The sequence below is a fragment of the Bradyrhizobium sp. 45 genome (genome assembly GCF_023073155.1).
In the GTDB taxonomy this organism is placed as follows: domain Bacteria; phylum Pseudomonadota; class Alphaproteobacteria; order Rhizobiales; family Xanthobacteraceae; genus Bradyrhizobium; species Bradyrhizobium canariense_D.
Map to the genome: position 1 here is coordinate 166107 of NZ_JADPIX010000155.1, position 19241 is coordinate 185347.

Annotated in this window: 22 protein-coding genes; 16 read left to right on the forward strand and 6 right to left on the reverse strand. The window is 64.2% G+C overall.

Annotation, left to right across the window (positions count from 1 at the left end):
* Positions 1-206: 206 nt before the first annotated feature.
* The 9 genes from IVB42_RS41090 (at position 207) to IVB42_RS41130 (ending at position 9265) form a co-directional block, all read left to right on the forward strand.
* Positions 207-1223, forward strand: coding sequence for a TRAP transporter substrate-binding protein (locus IVB42_RS41090; RefSeq protein ID WP_018458470.1), 1017 nt, complete (start codon positions 207-209; stop codon positions 1221-1223).
* Positions 1224-1356: 133 nt separating this feature from the next.
* Positions 1357-1866, forward strand: coding sequence for a TRAP transporter small permease (locus IVB42_RS41095; protein ID WP_018458469.1), 510 nt, complete (start codon positions 1357-1359; stop codon positions 1864-1866).
* Positions 1867-1868: 2 nt separating this feature from the next.
* The gene (locus IVB42_RS41100) at positions 1869-3188 is read left to right on the forward strand and encodes a TRAP transporter permease (RefSeq protein WP_018458468.1); all 1320 of its coding nucleotides are present in this window, start codon (positions 1869-1871) and stop codon (positions 3186-3188) included.
* Positions 3189-3398: 210 nt separating this feature from the next.
* On the forward strand, positions 3399-3860 hold the full coding sequence (locus tag IVB42_RS41105) for a DUF3237 domain-containing protein (RefSeq protein WP_018458467.1): 462 nt from the start codon (positions 3399-3401) through the stop codon (positions 3858-3860).
* A gap of 254 nt (positions 3861-4114) precedes the next feature.
* Complete coding sequence (locus IVB42_RS41110; protein ID WP_018458466.1) at positions 4115-4924, forward strand: crotonase/enoyl-CoA hydratase family protein; 810 nt, start codon at positions 4115-4117, stop codon at positions 4922-4924.
* Entirely contained in the window at positions 4921-6804 is a 1884-nt protein-coding gene (locus tag IVB42_RS41115; RefSeq protein ID WP_247399502.1) for a feruloyl-CoA synthase, read from the forward strand. The genes IVB42_RS41110 and IVB42_RS41115 overlap by 4 nt, the downstream gene beginning before the upstream one ends.
* A 27-nt stretch (positions 6805-6831) precedes the next feature.
* Positions 6832-7593 carry an SDR family NAD(P)-dependent oxidoreductase gene (locus tag IVB42_RS41120; protein WP_018458464.1) on the forward strand — a complete coding sequence of 254 codons (762 nt, stop codon included), beginning with the start codon at positions 6832-6834 and terminating at the stop codon, positions 7591-7593.
* Between the two features lie 10 nt (positions 7594-7603).
* On the forward strand, positions 7604-8035 hold the full coding sequence (locus IVB42_RS41125; RefSeq protein ID WP_018458463.1) for a thioesterase family protein: 432 nt from the start codon (positions 7604-7606) through the stop codon (positions 8033-8035).
* 78 nt (positions 8036-8113) lie between these two features.
* Complete coding sequence (locus IVB42_RS41130; RefSeq protein ID WP_018458462.1) at positions 8114-9265, forward strand: ABC transporter substrate-binding protein; 1152 nt, start codon at positions 8114-8116, stop codon at positions 9263-9265.
* A gap of 177 nt (positions 9266-9442) precedes the next feature.
* On the opposite strand, the gene IVB42_RS41135 is transcribed toward IVB42_RS41130, so the two are convergent.
* Together IVB42_RS41135 and IVB42_RS41140 are read right to left on the reverse strand one after the other, a co-directional pair.
* Positions 9443-10171 (reverse strand): glutathione S-transferase family protein, encoded by a 729-nt coding sequence (locus IVB42_RS41135; protein WP_018458461.1) that lies wholly within the window; start codon positions 10169-10171, stop codon positions 9443-9445.
* Positions 10172-10209: 38 nt separating this feature from the next.
* Entirely contained in the window at positions 10210-10515 is a 306-nt protein-coding gene (locus IVB42_RS41140; RefSeq protein WP_247294194.1) for a hypothetical protein, read from the reverse strand.
* Between the two features lie 112 nt (positions 10516-10627).
* Here IVB42_RS41140 and IVB42_RS41145 point away from each other — a divergent pair, with 112 nt between their 5' ends.
* Both IVB42_RS41145 and IVB42_RS41150 read left to right on the forward strand, forming a co-directional pair.
* The gene (locus tag IVB42_RS41145; protein ID WP_007599649.1) at positions 10628-11326 is read left to right on the forward strand and encodes a YafY family protein; all 699 of its coding nucleotides are present in this window, start codon (positions 10628-10630) and stop codon (positions 11324-11326) included.
* Between the two features lie 2 nt (positions 11327-11328).
* Positions 11329-11658 (forward strand): YkgJ family cysteine cluster protein, encoded by a 330-nt coding sequence (locus IVB42_RS41150; protein WP_018458459.1) that lies wholly within the window; start codon positions 11329-11331, stop codon positions 11656-11658.
* A gap of 73 nt (positions 11659-11731) precedes the next feature.
* On the opposite strand, the gene IVB42_RS41155 is transcribed toward IVB42_RS41150, so the two are convergent.
* Together IVB42_RS41155 and IVB42_RS41160 are read right to left on the reverse strand one after the other, a co-directional pair.
* Positions 11732-12130 (reverse strand): hypothetical protein, encoded by a 399-nt coding sequence (locus tag IVB42_RS41155; protein WP_018458458.1) that lies wholly within the window; start codon positions 12128-12130, stop codon positions 11732-11734.
* Between the two features lie 307 nt (positions 12131-12437).
* Entirely contained in the window at positions 12438-12785 is a 348-nt protein-coding gene (locus tag IVB42_RS41160; protein WP_018458457.1) for a DUF3307 domain-containing protein, read from the reverse strand.
* Between the two features lie 401 nt (positions 12786-13186).
* Here IVB42_RS41160 and IVB42_RS41165 point away from each other — a divergent pair, with 401 nt between their 5' ends.
* The 4 genes from IVB42_RS41165 (at position 13187) to IVB42_RS41180 (ending at position 17008) form a co-directional block, all read left to right on the forward strand.
* Positions 13187-14632, forward strand: coding sequence for a TAXI family TRAP transporter solute-binding subunit (locus IVB42_RS41165; RefSeq protein WP_026233586.1), 1446 nt, complete (start codon positions 13187-13189; stop codon positions 14630-14632).
* A gap of 122 nt (positions 14633-14754) precedes the next feature.
* Positions 14755-14973, forward strand: coding sequence for a hypothetical protein (locus IVB42_RS41170; RefSeq protein ID WP_018459453.1), 219 nt, complete (start codon positions 14755-14757; stop codon positions 14971-14973).
* Positions 14974-15081: 108 nt separating this feature from the next.
* Entirely contained in the window at positions 15082-16191 is a 1110-nt protein-coding gene (locus tag IVB42_RS41175; protein WP_026233815.1) for a cyclic nucleotide-gated ion channel, read from the forward strand.
* Positions 16192-16222: 31 nt separating this feature from the next.
* Positions 16223-17008, forward strand: coding sequence for an enoyl-CoA hydratase/isomerase family protein (locus IVB42_RS41180; protein WP_018459451.1), 786 nt, complete (start codon positions 16223-16225; stop codon positions 17006-17008).
* Here the strand turns inward: IVB42_RS41180 and IVB42_RS41185 are convergent, their stop codons facing one another.
* Positions 17009-17443 carry a DUF6157 family protein gene (locus IVB42_RS41185; protein WP_018459450.1) on the reverse strand — a complete coding sequence of 145 codons (435 nt, stop codon included), beginning with the start codon at positions 17441-17443 and terminating at the stop codon, positions 17009-17011.
* Positions 17444-17460: 17 nt separating this feature from the next.
* Complete coding sequence (locus IVB42_RS41190; RefSeq protein WP_026233814.1) at positions 17461-18105, reverse strand: glutathione S-transferase family protein; 645 nt, start codon at positions 18103-18105, stop codon at positions 17461-17463.
* 81 nt (positions 18106-18186) lie between these two features.
* On the opposite strand from IVB42_RS41190, the gene IVB42_RS41195 reads away from it, so the two are divergent.
* Entirely contained in the window at positions 18187-19206 is a 1020-nt protein-coding gene (locus IVB42_RS41195; RefSeq protein ID WP_085361649.1) for a YafY family protein, read from the forward strand.
* Positions 19207-19241: the final 35 nt, after the last annotated feature.

Genomic DNA, 19241 nt, shown 5'->3' on the forward strand with positions numbered 1-19241 from the left:
CCTCCCGATCCTGTAGGCTTTCGGCGTGGCTCGCTTGTCGCTGCCGTCCGCGCACGATAATTATATCATATAACGGTTGGGCAAAAGGGAGTGCGCGGCGGCACGTCGCGCCAGTTCCGGCTTGAACGCGCCGGCCAACTAGATAACATGTTAATTAACGAGACCGGGCCATCGAAGCCCGCCGTCAAAAGAGGGAGAGACGCGTGATGAGGAAAGCCTGTCTGGCGTTGCTGCTGGCAGCAAGCGTGAGCCCTGCGTTCGCGCAGGACAAGACCTTCGATTTGAAGATCTCGCACTGGGTGCCGGCCTCGCATCCACTACAGAAATCGCTGGAGGACTGGGCTGCTGCGGTCGAGAAGGATTCCGGCGGCACCATCAAGGGCAAGGTGTTTCCGGCCCAGCAGATGGGCAAGGCGTTCGACCATTACGACATGGCGCGCGACGGCATCGCCGACGTCACCTATGTCAATCCCGGCTACCAGCCCGGCCGTTTCCCGATCATCGGCGCTGGCGAATTGCCATTCCTGATCTCGGATGCCAAGGGCGGCTCGATGGGGCTCGACGCCTGGTACCGCAAATACGCCGAGAAGGAGATGAAGGACGTCAAATACTGCCTCGCCTTCGTCCACTCGCCCTCCTCCTTCCATTCCCGCACCAAGAAGATCGTGATGCCGGAGGACGTGAAGGGCCTGAAGATCCGCCCCGCCCACGCCACCATGGCGAACTTCGTCACCTCGCTCGGCGGCACCAATGTGCAATCCTCCGCGCCCGAAGTGCGCGACATCATCGAGCGCGGCGTCGCCGATGGCGTCACCTTCCCCTGGGGCTCGCTGGTGCTGTTCGGCATCGACAAGGTGACCAAATACGACATGGAGGCGCCGCTCTACACCACGACCTTCGTGTTCGTCATGAACAAGGACAAGTACAATGCGATGTCCGACAAGCAGAAGGCCGCGATCGACAAGAATTGCACGGTCGAAATGGCAGGCGTGGTCGGCGAGCACTGGGGCAAGTTCGAGGATGCCGGCATCGACAAGGTCAAGGCGGAGTCCGGTCACGAGGTCTACAAGCTGACGCCCGAGCAGACCGCGGCCTGGAAGAAGGCCGCCGAGCCGCTGGTGAAGACCTGGAGTGACGGCGCGAAGAAGACCGGCGTGGATCCGGACGCGGCGCTTAGCGAGCTGAAGGCCTCGCTGAAGAAGTACAACGCGCTGGCGGAGTAGTTCTTCGTCGAAACACATGCGGCGGCGGGATGCATCTCGCCGCCGTTGTTCTGCACGCGGGTCGAGACGCGAGGAGCGCATCGCGCGTCCTCTCCCTCTCCCGCCCGAGGATGGCATCTCTTAGGAAGCTCCCATGAAGCGCAGCTGGATGGATCGTATTATCGATTCGATCGAATGGATTGCAGCGGCTTTCGTCGGCATCGTCGCGCTCGACATCTTCCTGTCGGTGTTGCTTCGCAACACGCTGAACTATTCGATCCCCGATAGTTTCGACATCGGCCGCATGCTGCTCGGCATCCTGATCTTCTGGGGCATCGCCGCGACCTCCTATCGCGGCACCCACATCACCGTCGACCTCGTCTGGGGCAATGTCGGGCCGCGCTACCAGCGCTGGATCGACGTGTTCGCGACCCTGGTGCTGCTGTTCGTCGTGACGGTGCAGACCTGGACGCTGTTCGACAAGGTGCGCGGCACCTACAACGACAACGTCCAGACCTTCGACATGCACATGCCGACCTGGCCGTTCTTCGCGATCGCCTGGATCGGCGACGTCTCGGCCGTGCTGCTGATCGCGATCCGCACCTACCGGTTGATCTTCCATCCCGAAGAGATGCACGACCCCAAGCTGAAGGCGACGGAGTAATCATGAGCACCGATGCCGTCGCCGTAATCGGCTTCGTTTCCCTGTTCGCCCTGATGCTGCTGCGCGTGCCGGTCGGCATGGCCATGGGCCTCGTCGGCGTCTCCGGCTTTTCCTATCTCGTCGGCGCCACGCCGGCGCTGAAGCTGGTCGGCCAGACCTCGATGCGCACGGTGACCGACTACACCTTCGGCGTCATTCCGATGTTTCTGCTGATGGGCTCGTTCGTCAGCAATTCCGGCATGAGTCGCGAGCTGTTCCGCGCCGCCAACGGCTTTGTCGGCCATTTGCGCGGCGGACTCGGCATCGCCACCGTCGGCGCCTGCGGCGGCTTTGCCGCGATCTGCGGCTCCTCGGTCGCGACCGCCGCGACCTTCTCCGCGGTCGCTTACCCCGAGATGCGCCGCTTCGGCTATCCGCAGTCGTTTGCCACCGGCGTGATCGCGGCCGGCGGCACGCTGGGTGCGATGCTGCCGCCCTCCACCGTGCTCGCCGTCTACGGCATCATCACCGAGCAGGACATCGGCAAGCTGTTCATCGCCGGCATCATCCCGGGCATCCTCGCGATGACCATGTACATGATCACGATCTTCCTGATCGGTTATTTCCGGCCCGACTTCCTGCCCAAGGGCAAGGAGCTGCCGTGGCGCGAGCGCTTCGCCGGCCTGAAGGACATCTGGGCGCCGGTGCTGCTGTTCGTGTTCGTCATCGGCGGCCTTTACGGCCTGCCCTATTTGCCGCGCTTCACGCCGACCGAAGCGGGCGGCGTCGGCGCCGCCGGCGCCTTCATCATCGGCGTGGCGACCGGCCGGCTCGACCGCGAGAAGATTCTGGCGTCGCTGCTCCAGGCGACGCGCACGGCCGCCGCCGTGTTCACCGTGCTGATCGGCGCCTTGATCTTCGGCTATTTCCTCACGGTGACGCAGACCCCGCAAAAGGTGACGGAATTCCTCACCGGCCTCGGTCTCGGCCCCTACGGCGTGCTGGCGTTGATCATGGTGATGTATCTCGTGCTCGGCTGCCTGATGGACGCCATGGCGATGATCATCCTCACCGTGCCGATCATCTTCCCCGTGATCATGCATCTCGGTTTCGACCCGATCTGGTTCGGCGTCATCATCGTCATGACGGTCGAGCTCGGCCTGATCCATCCGCCGGTGGGCATGAACGTCTTTGTCATCAAGAGCGTGGTGAAGGACGTTTCCTTCTCCACCATCTTCAAGGGCGTGATTCCGTTCGTGGCGACAGACCTGGTGCGCCTGGTGATCCTGATCGCCTTCCCGCTGCTGGCGACATGGCTGCCGACGCGGATGATGGCGCATTGAGGAGGTGGTAAAGCGGCGAGCTGTCTTTTCCCTCTCCCCTTGTGGGAGAGGGTGGCTCGCCGCAAAGCGGCGAGACGGGTGAGGGGTATATTTCCTCAAGCGCTGATCTGAGTTTGGAGAGGCATACCCCTCATCCGGCGCTTCGCGCCACCTTCTCCCACAAGGGAGAAGGAAGGACAGCGGCGCTAGTTCAATACAGAAAGGTGACCGATGACGGCCCCTACCCTCGAGACCAAATACGTCTTTACCGTCACCGCACGCATCGGCGACGTCGTCACCGCCGGCGAGACCGGTATCGGCATTCGCCGCATCATCCCGATCGTCGGCGGCGAGGTGACGGGTGCGATCACCGGCAAGGTGCTGCCGTTCGGCGCGGACTTCCAGACCATCCGCCCGAATGAGCTGATTGATCTCGAAGCGAAGTACGCGTTCGAAACCGACGACGGTGCCACCGTCTATGTCGAGAACAAGGGCATGCGCTTCGGCCCGGTCGAGCTGTTGCAAAAGCTCAAGCGCGGCGAACCGGTGGATCCCAAACTGATCTATTTCCGCACCGTGCCGAGGTTCGAGACCGGGCACGAGAAGTACCGCTGGCTGATGGAGCACATTTTTGTCGGGTCAGCAGCGCGTCATGCGGATCGAGTCGTGATCGACGTGCATCAGGTGATGTGAAGGCTTCAGTGCCCTTCGCCGTCGTCCCGGCGAAGGCTGGGACCCATACCGCGTGATCTGTCGATCGCGAATAGTCGGAGTACCGAACGACTTGGCCAAACTTCTCCCTGTGGTTATGGCTCCCGGCCTCCGCCGGGACGACACCGCATTTGGAGGGCGCCTTTTGCCCGCCTGACTGACCCAAGAGGCACCTAGCCCCTTGTTGACTCCTCCTGAATTCGTTATACAACATAACTATTCTGACAAGGACGCAAATGACACAGGGAAACGCCGAGACCGCTGACGCGGGCGCCGCCGGGCTTTTGAAGATCGAGCGGGCGGACCGGGTTTTGACCGTCGGCCTCAATCGGCCGGCCAAGCGCAATGCGCTCAACGACGGCATCATCCTGGAGATCGGCGAGTGTTTTGCGGCCCTGCCCGAGGATATCGGCGCCGTCGTCATCCACGGCATCGGCGACCATTTTTCCAGCGGTCTCGACCTCTCCGAACTGACCGACCATGATGCCAGTGGCGGCCTTCTCCATTCCCAGATGTGGCACCGGGTGTTCGACCGCATCCAGTACAGCCGCGTGCCTGTGATCGCCGCGCTCAGGGGCGCCGTGATCGGAGGCGGGCTGGAGCTCGCCTGCGCGGCGCATATCCGTGTCGCCGAACCCTCGACCTATTTCGCGCTGCCGGAGGGGCAGCGCGGCATCTTCGTCGGTGGCGGCGGTTCGGTGCGCCTGCCGCGCCTGATCGGCGTCGCCAGGATGATGGACATGATGCTGACCGGCCGCGTCTATTCCGCGACCGAAGGCACCTCCTACGGCTTTGCGCAATATGTCACGGAAGCCGGCAACGGGCTCGGCAAGGCGATGGAGCTTGCGACCAAGGTCGCCTCCAACGCGCCGCTGACCAACTTCGCCGTGCTCCAGGCGCTGCCGATGATCGCGGAGGCCAATCCGCAGACCGGCCTGTTGATGGAATCGCTGATGGCGACGGTGGCGCAGAGCGACAAAGAGGCAAAACGCAGGATCCGCGAGTTCCTCGAACACAAGACCGCAAAGGTGAAGCCGAAATCATGAGCGCGCAGCCGTCCTCTTCCAGCATGGAGCGCGGCGCGAGCACTTCCCCGCTGCGGGCCATTTCGTTCGGCGATCCCGTCGTCAATATCGAGCGGCGCGACGACGGCACGATTTATCTGCGGCCCAAACAGCCGCTCGGCGATTATCCGGCCCGCATCACCGACCGCCTGCATCACTGGGCGAGCGCGACGCCCGATCGCGTCTTCATGGCCGAGCGCGAAGGTGGCCGCGGCTGGCGCAAGATCAGCTACGCCGAGCTGCTCGCCGCGAGCCGGCACATCGCCTCAGGGCTCATTGCGCGCGGGCTGTCGGCGGAGCGGCCGGTCGTCATCCTCTCCGGCAATTCGATCGACCACGCATTGCTCGCGTTCGGCGCGTTCTATGCCGGCATTCCGTTCTGCCCGGTGTCGCCGGCCTATTCGCTGGTATCGAAGGATTACGGCAAGCTCTCCTACCTGATGAAGCTGCTGACGCCCGGCCTTGTCTTCGCCGAGGACGCCGACAAGTTCGCCGACGCGCTCGCGGCCAACGTCTCGCTCGGCACCGAGATCGCCGCGTCCTACGGCCACGTGCCGGGCCGCGACGTCACCTTGCTCGCCGACCTCATGGCAACCCCGATCCGCGGCGATCTGGACGAGGTCCACGGCAAGATCGGCCCCGACACCATCGCGAAATTCCTGCTGACCTCGGGCTCGACCGGCAACCCCAAGGCGGTCATCAACACCCAGCGCATGATCTGCGCCAACCAGGTGATGCTGCGCGAGACACTCGCCTTCCTCAGGGACGAGCCGCCCGTCATCATCGACTGGCTGCCCTGGAATCACACTTTTGGCGGCAACCACAATATCGGGCTGACGCTCTACAATGGCGGCTCGATGTATCTCGATGCCGGCAAGCCGGTGCCTGGAGGCATCGAGGAAACCGTGCGCAATCTCCAGGAGATTTCGCCGACGGTCTATTTCAACGTCCCCAAGGGCTACGAGTCGCTGCTGCCTTATCTGCGCGACGACCAGCGCCTCCGCGCAAAATTCTTCGACCGGCTGCACGCGATGTTCTTCTCGGGCGCGGCGCTGTCGCCGTTCGTCTGGAACAGCCTCGACGAGCTGGCGGTGAAGGAAAAAGGCTACCGCGTACCGATGCTGACCGGCCTCGGTGCAACCGAGACCGCGCCGTTCTTCATGTCGGTCAACCCGCGCACCAGCCGCTCCGGCCATGTCGGGCTTCCCGTATCCGGCAATGACGCCAAGCTGGTGCCGAACAACGGCAAGATGGAAGTTCGTTGCAAGGGGCCGAACGTGATGCCCGGCTACTGGCGCCAGCCCGACATCACCGCAAATTCGTTCGACGAAGAAGGCTTCTACAAGCTCGGCGATGCCCTCAAGCCCGTCGATCCCGATGATCTCAATGCCGGCTTCGATTTCGACGGCCGCATCGGTGAGGATTTCAAGCTCGGCAGCGGCACCTGGGTCAGCGTCGGCCCATTGCGCGCGCGCTTCGTCGCGGCTTGCGCGCCGCTGGTGCGCGACGTCGTCATCGCCGGCATCAACCGAGACGAGATCTCCGCGCTCGTCGTGCTCGATCTCGACGGCTGCCGGCTGATCAACCCGACGCTGCCGACCGACGATCTCGTCGTCGCGACCCGCGACCGGCTGGTGCGCGAGGCATTTCGCGAACGGCTGACCCGCTTTCTCAGCGCGGCCACGGGATCCTCGACGCGGATCACGCGCGCGATCCTCATGGACACGCCACTCTCGATCGACAAGGGCGAAGTCACCGACAAGGGCTCGATCAACCAGCGCGCGGTGCTCGAGCATCGCAGCCTGCTGATCGAGGAGCTCTACGCTGCCAATCCATCGGACCGTGTGATATCGGTCGGGTAAGAGGACGTCGCACCTAGGGAGAACGCCATGTTGTTGAAGGATCAGGCTGTCATCGTCACGGGCGGCGCGTCGGGACTGGGCGCGGCGACCGCGCGTAAGCTGGCGGCGCAGGGCGCCAGGGTCGCGGTGTGCGACCTCAATGCCAAGCTCGCCGAAACTGTCGCCGCCGAGATCAAGGGCGTGGCTGTGGCTTGCGACGTCTCCGATGCGGCTTCCGCTGAGGCTGCGATCGCCCAAGCGACCAAGTCCCATGGACCCGCGCGCGTGCTGGTCAATTGCGCCGGCATCGGCGTTGCCAAGCGCGTCGTCGGCCGCGACGGCCCGATGGCGCTCGCCGATTTCGACAAGGTGATCAAGGTCAATTTGATCGGCACCTTCAACATGCTCCGCCTTGCCGCGAACGAGATGTCCAAGCTCGAGCCGCAGGCAACCGGCGAGCGCGGCGTCATCATCAACACGGCATCCGTTGCCGCTTATGACGGCCAGATCGGGCAATCGGCCTATTCGGCCTCCAAGGGCGGCATCGTCGGCATGACGCTGCCGATCGCGCGCGAGCTGGCGCAGTTCGGCGTCCGCGTGCTGACGATCGCGCCCGGCCTGTTCCTCACGCCGCTGCTCGCCAACCTGCCGCAGGAAGCCCAGGACTCGCTCGCCGCCGCGATCCCGTTCCCGCGCCGGCTCGGCCACGCCGACGAGTTCGCGGCGCTCGCCCTGCACATGGTCGAGAATTCCTACCTCAACGGCGAAGTGGTGCGCCTCGACGGCTCGCTGCGCATGGCGCCGAAATAGGGCGCGGCATATGTTCGTGAACCGGCGCGACGTCCAGATCCAGTGGGGTGACTGCGACCCCGCCAACATCGTCTATTACCCGCGTTATTTCGCGATGTTCGACGATTCGACGTCGACCCTGTTCGAAGTCGCCGGCTTCTCCAAGCAGGACCTGGTCAAGAAATACGGCCTGGTGGGCATTCCCATGGTCGATACACGCGCCAAGTTCTACATCCCCTCGACTTATGGCGACTGGATCACCATCGAAACCAAGATCGAGAGCATCAAGCGCTCGAGTTTCGAGGTGAAGCACAGCGTCTTCAAGGGCGAGGCGCTGGCTATCGAGGGTTTCGAGACCCGTGTCCTGGTCGGGCGCGACCCCGTTAACCCCGACAAACTGAAATCGGCACCGTTTCCTGCGGAAATGGTAGCCAAATTCACGGGGAGCGAGGCCCGGAGCTAAATCGCCACATCACCAAAAGAGGGGGCTGAATTACCCCCCGATTTCTGCTTTCAAAGAAACACATAAAGGGAGGAATAGATGAAACGCTTTTACCTGACCGCCGCCGTCACCGCGGCTGCGCTTGCGCTGCCGGCCGTGCCCGCGCGGGCTCAGACCGCCGAGGTCACCATCGGCATCACCACCACCACGACCGGCCCGGGCGCAGCGCTGGGCATTCCCGAGCGCAATGCGCTGGAGTTCGTGCCGAAGGAGATCGGCGGCGTGCCGCTGAAGGTGATCGTACTCGACGACGGCGGCGATCCGACCACCGCGACCACCAACGCCCGCCGCTTCGTGACCGAATCCAAGGCCGACATCATCATGGGCTCGGCGCTGACGCCGCCGACCATCGCGGTGTCCAACGTCGCCAACGAAGCCGGCATTCCGCATTTCGGCCTGGCGCCGTTCCCGATTACGCCGGAGCGCATGAAGTGGTCGGTGGCGATGCCGCAGCCGATCCCGATCGTGGGCAAGGTGCTGTACGACCACATGAAGTCGAAGGGTGTGAAGACCGTCGGTTATATCGGCTATTCCGACTCCTATGGCGACCTCTGGTTCAACGATTTGAAGGCGCAGGCCGTGCCGATGGGCATAACCATCGCCGACGAGGAGCGCTTCGCTCGCCCCGACACGTCGGTGACCGGACAGGTGCTGAAGCTCGTGGCGGCGAATCCCGATGCCATTCTGGTCGGCGCTTCCGGCACCGCGGCCGCGCTGCCGCAGACCGAGCTACGCGAGCGTGGCTATCAGGGCCTGATCTACCAGACCCATGGCGCCGCCAGTATGGACTTCATCCGTATCGCCGGCAAAGCTGCGGAAGGCGTGCTGATGGCCTCTGGTCCCGTCATGGATCCCGAGGACCAGCCGGACGAAGCCGCCACCAAGAAGCCGGGCCTCGCGCTCAACTCGGCCTATGAAGCCAAGTACGGCCCGAACAGCCGCAGCCAGTTCGCCGGTCACTCTTACGACGCCTTCGAGATTCTCAAGCGCATCATCCCGGCGGCACTCAAGACGGCGAAGCCAGGCACGCCGGAATTCCGCGAGGCGATTCGCCAGGCGCTGCTGTCGGAGAAGGAGCTTGCGGCGAGCCAAGGCGTCTACAATTTCACCGAAAAGGATCGCTACGGCCTCGACGAGCGCTCGCGCATCCTGCTCACGGTGAAGAACGGCAAGTACACGCTGGTGAAATAGACGCAGCGGCAGGATTGAGACGACGAGAGCCGGCCCGATGGGCCGGCTCTTTTTGTTTGCAGCGAGCGTAATGCCGGATCGCGTTTGAACAACAGCACCGCTCTCTGAGTTCCCTCCTCCCTTGTGGGGGAGGGGACACACCTTTCTCGGGGCGCTAGATGAGTCTCATTCCAGGCCTCAAGCCGCCTGCCGCAGCGGGGTCCAGGCGAACTCCGGATAGTAACTGTCCATCATCCGGTCGACATAAGCGGTGAGGTTCGGAAATCCTTCGGCGCGACGGCGCAGTGCGGATTCGAAGAACGGCGTCAGGATCCCGGCGAGTGCACCGAAGGCGGTGGCATCGACGCCGCAGGGCTTGTTGCCCATCAGATAGGACTTGTCGCCGAGCTGCACCGAGAGCGCAAACAGCGAGCGCACGGCGAGATCGACGTCGTCATCGGGCGCGTGGCGGCCGAGTCCGGAGAGCAGGTAGTTCTCGGCGACACGGAATTGCGCGTCCTCGCGCAACTTCTCGCGATTGTGCTCCGGCGCGCCGTCGAAGAAATGCGCAGGCCCCTTGGCGAAGTTGACCGGATCGACCCAGCGCGCCCCGACCAGCGCAAAATAAACGTGATGCTCGATCATGCGTTCGAATGCCCAGGCCTGCGCGCGCTCGACGAGCGACAGACCGGCGTCGAAATCGAAGCCGTAGCGGCGCTCGATATGGGCGCGGATGAAAGTGGAATCGGCCACCGCCTCGCCGCCATCGTCGATGAAGGGCAGCTGCCCCTTGGGTGATGCGGGTGGCATCGCCCGCTCCTTCCGGTAGGGCAATCCCGCCATCTTGAGCTGCACCTCCGTCTTGGTGACGAAGGGGCTGATTTCCGGCAGGCCGAAGCCGGCGCCAAAGCCGTAAAGCGTGATCATGAAGGCTCTCCTGAAACGACCGAAAGAGTTGAGGGAACTTAACCGCGGGCTGCTGCCACCATGGTGGCAGCAGCCGTGATATCTTCTGCGAAACGGGCCCCCCGCCAGGCGCGGGCCATGACATGACGGACCAGCGCGTCCGCGGCCTGCACCAGGAAGCGAGCCACCATGGTCGCGAGCGCAAGGCGGAGGTCGAGGACCATGAGATCAAGGGATACGAGGCGGCCGAACGCCCATGCGTACCAAGCTCGGGCTTGCAAACGCGGGACTTGCAAAGGCTGGACCTGTAAAGGCGGGGTCCGCCATAGCGCAGCGGCCGGGCCGAAATGAGTTGGAATGATCATGGACAAATCCTCTTCAGTCGACGTGTTGTCCCGGTATAGAACTCCCCTGCTGCCAACATCCTGTCAGCAGCCGCGCGCCGCCTTCTGAAAAACCACCGACAAGAGATCCGTCATGAGACGCGCCGACCGGCTGTTTCAAATCATCCAGGTGCTGAGGCGCACGCGTAAGCCGCTGACGGCGGACGCCATCGCGGCCGAGCTCGAGACCTCGAAGCGCACGATCTATCGCGACATCGCCACGCTGATCGGCCAGCGCGTGCCGATCCGTGGTGAAGCCGGCATGGGCTACATCCTGGAAAAGGGTTTTGACCTGCCGCCTTTGATGCTGACACCCGACGAAATCGAGGCGGCGGTGCTGGGCGCGCAATGGGTCGCCGGCCATGCCGATCCCGCGCTGGCGCGTGCGGCTGAAGATCTGATGGCCAAGATCGCCGACACTGTCCCTGAGCGCCTGCGTCCGTTCGTGCTGGAGCCGGCAAGCCGGGCCCGACCGAGCTGGAACAGGGAGCCGGACCGCTTGGACATGGCTCGCACGCGCACCCAGATCCACGAAGGCAAGAAGATCATGCTGCGCTATCGCGACGAGCAGGGCCGCGCCAGCGAGCGCATGATCTGGCCGATTTCGATCGGCTATCTCGAAGCCGTGCGCCTGCTCGCGGCCTGGTGCGAGCTGCGCGGCGACTTCCGCAGCTTCCGCACCGACCGCGTGGTCGACGCGAGCTATCCCGACGAGAGATATCCTGAAAGGCGCGACGTGCTGCGCGCGAAATGGCGCCAGAGCCTGGTCTGGGGCCCGCCAAAGGACACGTGACGATGGATGAGAACGCCCCGATCGACCTGTCGAGCTGTTGCCAGAGTTGCGGCGCCTGCTGCGGCTATTCGGCGAACTGGCCGCGCTTCTCGATCGAGAGCGACGAGGAGCTTGCCGCGATTCCCGAAGCGCTCGTCAACGACCGTCAATCCGGCATGCGCTGCGAAGGCGATCGCTGTTCGGCGTTGCAGGGGAACATTGGAAAAGCGACCGCGTGCGGCATCTATGCAGTGCGGCCGGACGTGTGCCGCACCTGCATGCCGGGCGATGCCGAATGCGCGATGGCGCGACGGAAATTCGGGCTGCCGGTGATAGAGGCCGCCGGCGCATGATCCGGAAAAGTGTGCAGCGGTTTTCCGCCGAGATCATACGCCAATAGAGAGCTAGAGCGCGATCGATCGTGCTTTAGGCCGGGACGGCTTCGCCGATCTCGTCGTCGATCTCGTCGTCCAGCGGCGCGAGCACCGAGAGCGGCTTGGTCGACAGCGTGATCGGCTTGCGGCCACCCGACAGCGACGGCGAGGATTTCGCCGCGCCTTCGCGCGCAAGCGCGTAGAGCGTCGAACCGACACGGCCGCCGTTCTCGATCAGGTCGCGCTCGTTACAGCTGCCAGCGATCGCGACCGCCAGCGAGTGCAGATGGCTGCGCCGATAGCAGAACAGCGCCAGCCTGGCGCGCGCGTCAGGGGAAACACTTTCAACCAGCCTCGGCAGGCCACTCTCGCTGGCGCGGTACATCTCGCCAAGGAGTTCGTCGCGGACCGGGCAGGAATCGCCTTCAAAGGTATCGCGGCTTGAAAACATTGCAGTTCTCCCTCGTCTGGGAAGATGCAGTGCAATTCTCTAATGAAAGGTTAACCACGCTGCCCGGTAGTCACCCGGGGGTCCTTGCGCGTGGGCCGCGAATCAATGGGCTGGGCGGGGATCCAGCCGCGCTATCTGAGCCGATGAGTCAGGCGCGAACGCCTCCACGCGTCATGGCCGGGCTTGTCCCGGCCATCCACGGAAAGCCGAGAGGCGCGAAGAACGTGGATGCCCGGGACAAGCCCGGGCATGACGACCTCTTGTGGATGCCGATGGACGACCACCTACGCGCCGAGGCCGCCAGCGGTCAGTTCGCCGCCATGAAGATGGAGAGGCCGAAGCCAGTCAGATGGTGCAGGGCCTGGTCGACACCGATCAGGGTCCAGAACCAGGGATGCGCAAGATCGACACCGAAATTGGCTGAGACGAGGCCCTTGGCGCGGTCGATCGTGATGTGGATGACGAAGTCGATCAGCGCCACAAACCAGAATTTCGGCGCCACGATCAGGATCAGCGGCAGCGCAACCGCAAGGTGAACCAGGCAGTGCACCAGGAGCGGCAGGGCCCAGCCGTGCTTCTGGTCCTTGCCGTGCGCCATCCAGGCGGTCTGGAGGACGAAATCGGCGATGATGTGCTTGAACGTCAGCAGCAACATCCAACCAATGAGGGCTTCGACCGGAACCGCCGATGACAGAGGTGGAAACGACAAGGCGCCCTCGTTGACGTGACAAGAAGAATTGGAGCGTTCAGCGCAATCTCTTCCTGGACCGGTCAAATCGCCGGGACTTGCGATTTATGACACCTCCCGCGGCGGAATGCAGCCGGGGGGAACCGGAAAATCGCCAACTGTGGCTAACTGGTGATAGGATGACCAATCGCCGGGGCCGAGTTGAGTAAGGTTACCTTCGGCTCGGAATTTGCATTCCGCGGCCTGCGCGCTACCATCGTCAGTAGAGAATATCGTTCTTTTTTCAGACGTTTACGAATTACAGGGCGACCGCAGCGATCACATCCGCAAGCCGCCCGCCACCGGAAGCATAAGGCCAGAGTGCTGCCATGAGTACTGAGGGCCCGACCTCATCGCCGATCGAGCCACCGCCCCGGCGACCCAAGGTGATCAAGACCAATCAGCAGCAGGTCTTCCTCTACGTCGTGCTGACCCTGCTGTTGTCGCTTGCCACCGTCTGGGGCGGCCGCATGCTGGTGCACAATTCGGAGACGCTGACCTTTGCGGTCGGCGCCCCCAACAGCGACGAGGCGCTGTTCGCAGCCAAGCTCGCCGCCGTCCTGAAGAACAACGCCTCGCGCTTCCGGATCAAGATCGTCAACAACGCCGACAACGCCAAGGCGATCGCCCAGTTCGATCGCAAGCAGGCCGACCTCGCGGTGCTGCGCACCGACGCCAAGGTGCCGCTGCGGGCACGCACGCTCGCGATCCTCGAGCACGATATCGTGCTGCTGCTCGGGCCCGGAAACAAGAAGATCAAGTCGCTCGCCGAGCTGAAGAAGAAGAAGGTCGCCGTCGTCGCCGACAACGACTCCGCGCTCGTCTTCGTCCGCGGTATCCTCGACGTTCCGGAGGGTGCGGACGCGGGGAGGATCCGGATGGCGCCACAGGGCGCTACACTCGACAAGCTGTTCGCGCCGGCGAGCGGCTTTGGCGCAGTCGTCGCCATCGTCCACGCCTCGCGGGCGGTGCGGGACAAGGCGTATGAGCAGGTCGCCAGGCGCGGCGGCTTCACGCTGAACGCGATCGACGAGGCGAAAGCGCTGGCGCGCAAGATCCCCGGCATTTCCAGCGAGACGCTGACGGCGGGCACGCTGTCTGCATCGCCGGAAATTCCCGGCGACGATCTCGACACGATCGGGCTCGAATGGTTGCTGGTCGCCCAATCCAGGATGTCGCCGACGGCGGCCGGGGAGCTCGCGCGCACCGTCTACGAGAACAAGTCCGCGCTCGGGCTCGACAGCGGCTTTGCCACTAGGATCGAGCCCGCCTCCGTCGAGAAGGACGCCTTCGTGATGGCGCATCAAGGGGCGGCCGACTACATCAACGACGACACCAAGTCGTTCATGGATAAGTACAGCGACCTGATGTATCTCGGCGCTGCCGCGCTCAGCGTCATCGGCTCGATCTTCGCCGCGATCTACGCCAAGATCACCCGGATCGCGCCGGAGAAGGCCAGCGAGCTGGCCACCGCCATCCTCGACATCGGCGAGCGGATCGAACATGCGCATTCGCTCGACCAGCTCGAATGTCTCCAGGACGAGCTGGAAGGCATTTTACGCGGCGCCGTCATCGGCCTCAGAGACGGCACGATCAGTACCGACGGGCTCGACACCTTCAAGCTCGGCTACGAATTCGTCCGCGACGAGATCGGCATGCGCCGCGACTATCTCAAGCGCCATGCGGGCGCGGGCGAGAAGGCCGCTCAGGATGTGGCCCCTTCCCAGCACGACGAGAGCAATGTCGTGGTGGTGAAGACAGCTCAGAGTGCCTGACCCATCAATTTGAGGACCTACGGCGACGCCTTGCCGGCACGTCTTCGAGCGACCGGGGGCCCTAGGCCGGGAACCGTCCCTGTCCACAACCGTTTGTTCTCGGATCAACCGGAGACCGCGCCATGCGTGCACTCCTCATCATCTTCCTGCTGGGAATGTTGGCCGCGGTTGGCTATTTCGTTTATTCCGCGATGGCGGTCGAGGGCGAGCCGATCCCGACGGAAGGCTACGTGGCGCTGGCGTTGGGGGCCGGTTTTTCCGTTCTTGTCGGCATCGGCTTGATGGTGCTGCTGTTCTTCAGCAGCCGTCGCGGCTACGACGAACCGCCGCATTTCAAGTAGCGGCGCGTGGTCCGGCGGACCGTCGTTGACGGCCTCGAGCCGGGCAGGCACTTTGGCAGCGAGGTTCCAGCCGGGGACCGCAAAGACGAAACTGAGCCGCCTGCTCGCATGTCCAAGCCGCTGATCTCCGCTCTGGCCCAGTTCGCGGCCGCCACGGCCGGCCGCAACATGACCAGGGCGGCCTATGTGGCCGTCGCCGTCGGCGTGCTTGCCATGGTGCTCCTGACGGTCAACCCGGCCTATGAGACGGCACATCGCTGGGTCGACGCCCTGCTTTGGACCTGTCTCGTGTACTTCGTATACGAATGGGTGGTCCGGCTGCGCCATATGACGCGACAGGGGCGCCTTGCACTCTACATGTCCTCCTCCGCCGGGCTGGTCGACGCGGTCGGTGCGTTGGCCGTGCCGGCCGCGCTGATTCTCGGGATCGAGCCCAGGACGGCGTGGCTGCTCAGCGTGCTCTGGGTGCTGAAGGTGGTGCCGGGCATTCCCGGCCTGCGGCAGCTCCGCCGCGTGCTGGTGCTGGAATCGGGGCCGCTGGTCAGCGTGCTCGTGATCTTCCTGATGGTGGTCTTCCTGGCCTCGGTTGCCGAATATTTCCTGGAGCGGGACGTGCAGCCGCAGACGTTCGGCAGCGTGCCGGCCGCGCTGTGGTGGGCCGTCGCAACCCTGACGACGACGGGCTATGGCGACGTGGTGCCGGTGACGCCGCTGGGCCGCATGGTGGCGGCGCTGGTGATGATCTCCGGCCTCGGTGTGTTCGGCCTCTGGACCGGTATTTTGGCGACCGGCTTTGCCGCGGAGACCCGGCGCGACAATTTCCTCAAGACCTGGGAATCCGTCAGCAAGGTGCCGTTCTTTGCAGCGCTTGGACCGGCCGCCATCGCCGACGTCACCCACATGCTGCGCACCATGGAGCTGCCGGCGCGCACCATGATCATCCGCAAGGGTGCGCAGGGCGACTGCATGTATTTCATCGCCGCCGGCGAGGTCGAGGTCGACCTGCCCGGCAAGAAGGTGCGGCTCGGCGATGGCGCCTTCTTCGGCGAGATGGCCTTGCTCGGCAACAATTTGCGCGGCGCCAACGTCTCGACCACCAAGGTGTCGCGGCTTCTTGTGCTCGACCTCGTCGACTTCCGCGTGCTGATGGCGCGGCATCCCGATCTCGCCGAGACCATCGATGCCGAGGCGAAGCGGCGCACGCTCGAAAACAAATAAATGGCGACAAGCAAAATAAATGGAGACAAGAATGTCGGACACAGCCGACGCAGCCACTGGCCCGGTGCTCGAACTCGTTGGCGCACGCGCCACCATCCGCCTCAACCGGCCCAAACATCTCAACCGGCTCCAGGCCGAGGATCTCGGCGAACTGGTCAAACTGTTCGACCGGGTCGAGGCCGATCCTGCTATCCGCGTGCTGGTGCTGACCGGCACGGGGCGCGCCTTCTCCGCCGGCTATGACCTCAATTCCGTTGCCGAGCGCGCGGTCAGTGCGAACGAGCAGCAGAGCGCGGGATCGGCGTTCGAGGTGGTCGTCAACCGGCTGGAGGATCTCGGCGTCCCCACGATCTGCCGGCTCAACGGCGGCGTCTATGGCGGCGCGACCGACCTCGCGCTTGCCTGCGACTTCCGCATCGGCGTCGATACCGCTGAGATGTTCATGCCCGCGGCACGGCTCGGGCTGCATTACTACAGCAGCGGCATCAAGCGTTACGTGACGCGGCTCGGCGTCGACAATGCAAAAAAACTGTTCCTGACCGCGCAAAAGATCAGCGCGCCGGAGATGCTGCGGATCGGCTATCTCACCGACATGGTGGCGTTGGAGTTTCTGGACGAGGAGGTCGACAGGCTCGCTGCGATCCTCGCCGGCAACGCGCCGCAGGCGATGCGCGGCATGAAGCGCGCCATCAACGAATTCGCCCGCGGCGAATTGGACGCGCAAGCCGCCGATCAGCGTCACCGCGACAGCATGCGCGGCGACGAGATCAAGGAAGGCATCAAGGCGTTCGCGGAGAAGCGACCGCCGAAATTCTGATCAAGCCCGCTTCGACCGCATCGCGCGCACCTGCGTGAGCCTGGGATCGCGGGCAAGCGCCTTGTAGTGTTTGCTCTCGATGGGATAGATCGCGATCCGGCCCTTGCTATCGGCATGAACGCCCCAGCCGAAGCGCTTGCCCAGGCTCGACGCCCTCATGCACGCCTGCCCTCGGGAGAAGAACGCTTCGCGGGCCGCCTGCTTCTCCGTTTTCGTCGCCTTCACGGCGAGTTCGCGTCCCGACGCAGAGGTCGCGAAGATCACGTCGTCGGACGTGTATTTGTAAGGCGCCTTGGCGATCATCCCGTATTGCAGGCACGCCACCGTCGGCTTTCCCGCGCGCAGCGGCGGCTCTTCGCCGGTACGCGCAGGACAATCTTCAGCAACCTGGATGAAGGTGTTGAAGCAGTTGGTCGTGTGCACCGGCTTCGTCATCTGCAACCCCGGTTCATTCAACCGCCAGCCGCCGCAGCATGCTGCGCCGCCATCTCAGCGTCCGCTGCGTTGATGCGCTGGAACGCGGGCCGCGAGGTCATGCGTTCGGCATAGCGGACGAACACGTCCTTTTTCGGCACAATGCCGAACATCATGGTCCAGCTGAACGCGACGCCCCACAGCACGTCGGCGCCCGTCATGCGCTCGCCGAGCAGATACGGGCCCTTCGACAGCTGCGCCTCGAGCGCGCCGAGCATGATGTCATAGTCGGCATACGGCGATTGCGTGATCGGTGCCGGCTCGCGCTGCATGAACTTGTCGATCAGGGCCGGCTCGAACGAGGCGCCGTAATAGGCGATCCAGCGCAGATACGGGCCGCGCAGCGGATCGTTCAGCGCGGGTGTCAGCCCCGCCTGCGGAAACAAATCGGCTAGATAGATGGTGATCGCGACCTGCTCGGTCACCAGCGCGTTGCGGTGGTGGATCGCCGGCACCTTGCCGAGCGGGTTGATGGCGAGATAGGCCGGCTGGCGCTGCTCGCCGGCCTTCATGTTGAGGACACGAAGATCATAAGGCGCTCCCAGTTCCTCCAGCAGCACCCGCGTGCCGGTGGCCCGGGTTTGCGGCGAATAATACAGCGTGATGCGGTTCGGATCAGTCATGGCGGTCTCCATCTGCCGGCTGGCGATGGCGTTGTAGCGGACCATACCTGACATCCTGTGTCAGGTATGGTTTAAGGAATCATGCGCGCGAGCCGGATGCTGTCGATCCTCACCACCCTCCAGGCCAAGGGGCAGGTCACCGCGCCCGAGCTCGCGCAGGCCTGCGAAGTCTCGGTGCGCACGATCTACCGCGACATCGACGCGCTCGCGGCGTCCGGCGTCCCCGTCTATGCCGACCGCGGGGCGGAGGGCGGCTATCGCCTGCTCGACGGCTATCGCGTGCGGCTGAACGGTCTGTCGCAGAGCGAGGCGGAAGCGCTGTTTCTGGGGGGATTGCCGGGCCCAGCGGCGGCGTTCGGGCTGGATGCGGCGATGATCGCCGCACAGAACAAGCTGATGGCCGCGCTGCCCGCCAATTTGCGCGAAGACGCCGGACGGATGCAGGAGCGCTTTCACCTCGACGCGCCGGGCTGGTTCGGCGAGGCGGAAGAACCGAAGCATCTGCGCACGATCGCCGCCGCGACCCTGCGCGGGACACTGATCAAGATCCGCTACCAGAGCTGGCGCGCCGAGAAGCAGCGTCGCGTCGCGCCGCTCGGTCTCGTGCTGAAAGGGGGCAGCTGGTATCTCGCAGGTCTGGTCGACGGCAGCGTGCGGACCTATCGCGTCGCGCGCGTGCTCGACTGCACCGCGCTCGACGATCGGTGTGAGCGGCCCGCCGGTTTCGATCTCGCCGGCTATTGGCGGGATGCAACGCTGCGTCTTGAGGCCGAGATGCATCCCAATGTCGCGATCGTTCGGCTGTCGCCCTTCGGCGTGAAACTGCTCGATGCCCTGAGCCAGCCTTACGTCAGGGCGCGTACGCAGCTCGAAGAGACCGCGGATGCGGACGGCTGGCGCATTGCCAGAGTGCCGACCGGCAAGACGTCATGGCATGCCGCCGCCGAATTGTTGCGGCTCGGGCCCGAGGCCGAAGTGCTGGAGCCGGCCGACCTGCGCGAGAAGATGGCCGAGCTGACAGAGGCGATGGCTGTGCGCTATCGCGCGGCGCGGAAAACAGGACGGCGGCGCGACGCGCCGCGACCGACGAAACACTCCTGAAACACGATTCTCCCCGCGCTGCATGAACGCATTCG

Coding starts and splice junctions, on each gene's coding strand:
- IVB42_RS41130 (WP_018458462.1), top strand. CDS start 8,114: ATGAAACGCTTTTACCTGACCGCCGCCGTCACCGCGGCTGCGCTTGCG.
- IVB42_RS41185 (WP_018459450.1), bottom strand. CDS start 17,443: ATGACGAAGCCGGTGCACACGACCAACTGCTTCAACACCTTCATCCAG.
- IVB42_RS41100 (WP_018458468.1), top strand. CDS start 1,869: ATGAGCACCGATGCCGTCGCCGTAATCGGCTTCGTTTCCCTGTTCGCC.
- IVB42_RS41165 (WP_026233586.1), top strand. CDS start 13,187: ATGAGTACTGAGGGCCCGACCTCATCGCCGATCGAGCCACCGCCCCGG.
- IVB42_RS41195 (WP_085361649.1), top strand. CDS start 18,187: ATGCGCGCGAGCCGGATGCTGTCGATCCTCACCACCCTCCAGGCCAAG.
- IVB42_RS41190 (WP_026233814.1), bottom strand. CDS start 18,105: ATGACTGATCCGAACCGCATCACGCTGTATTATTCGCCGCAAACCCGG.
- IVB42_RS41150 (WP_018458459.1), top strand. CDS start 11,329: ATGGATGAGAACGCCCCGATCGACCTGTCGAGCTGTTGCCAGAGTTGC.
- IVB42_RS41170 (WP_018459453.1), top strand. CDS start 14,755: ATGCGTGCACTCCTCATCATCTTCCTGCTGGGAATGTTGGCCGCGGTT.
- IVB42_RS41135 (WP_018458461.1), bottom strand. CDS start 10,171: ATGATCACGCTTTACGGCTTTGGCGCCGGCTTCGGCCTGCCGGAAATC.
- IVB42_RS41125 (WP_018458463.1), top strand. CDS start 7,604: ATGTTCGTGAACCGGCGCGACGTCCAGATCCAGTGGGGTGACTGCGAC.
- IVB42_RS41115 (WP_247399502.1), top strand. CDS start 4,921: ATGAGCGCGCAGCCGTCCTCTTCCAGCATGGAGCGCGGCGCGAGCACT.
- IVB42_RS41160 (WP_018458457.1), bottom strand. CDS start 12,785: ATGTTGCTGCTGACGTTCAAGCACATCATCGCCGATTTCGTCCTCCAG.
- IVB42_RS41155 (WP_018458458.1), bottom strand. CDS start 12,130: ATGTTTTCAAGCCGCGATACCTTTGAAGGCGATTCCTGCCCGGTCCGC.
- IVB42_RS41175 (WP_026233815.1), top strand. CDS start 15,082: ATGTCCAAGCCGCTGATCTCCGCTCTGGCCCAGTTCGCGGCCGCCACG.
- IVB42_RS41140 (WP_247294194.1), bottom strand. CDS start 10,515: ATGATCATTCCAACTCATTTCGGCCCGGCCGCTGCGCTATGGCGGACC.
- IVB42_RS41095 (WP_018458469.1), top strand. CDS start 1,357: ATGAAGCGCAGCTGGATGGATCGTATTATCGATTCGATCGAATGGATT.
- IVB42_RS41180 (WP_018459451.1), top strand. CDS start 16,223: ATGTCGGACACAGCCGACGCAGCCACTGGCCCGGTGCTCGAACTCGTT.
- IVB42_RS41110 (WP_018458466.1), top strand. CDS start 4,115: ATGACACAGGGAAACGCCGAGACCGCTGACGCGGGCGCCGCCGGGCTT.
- IVB42_RS41090 (WP_018458470.1), top strand. CDS start 207: ATGAGGAAAGCCTGTCTGGCGTTGCTGCTGGCAGCAAGCGTGAGCCCT.
- IVB42_RS41120 (WP_018458464.1), top strand. CDS start 6,832: ATGTTGTTGAAGGATCAGGCTGTCATCGTCACGGGCGGCGCGTCGGGA.
- IVB42_RS41145 (WP_007599649.1), top strand. CDS start 10,628: ATGAGACGCGCCGACCGGCTGTTTCAAATCATCCAGGTGCTGAGGCGC.
- IVB42_RS41105 (WP_018458467.1), top strand. CDS start 3,399: ATGACGGCCCCTACCCTCGAGACCAAATACGTCTTTACCGTCACCGCA.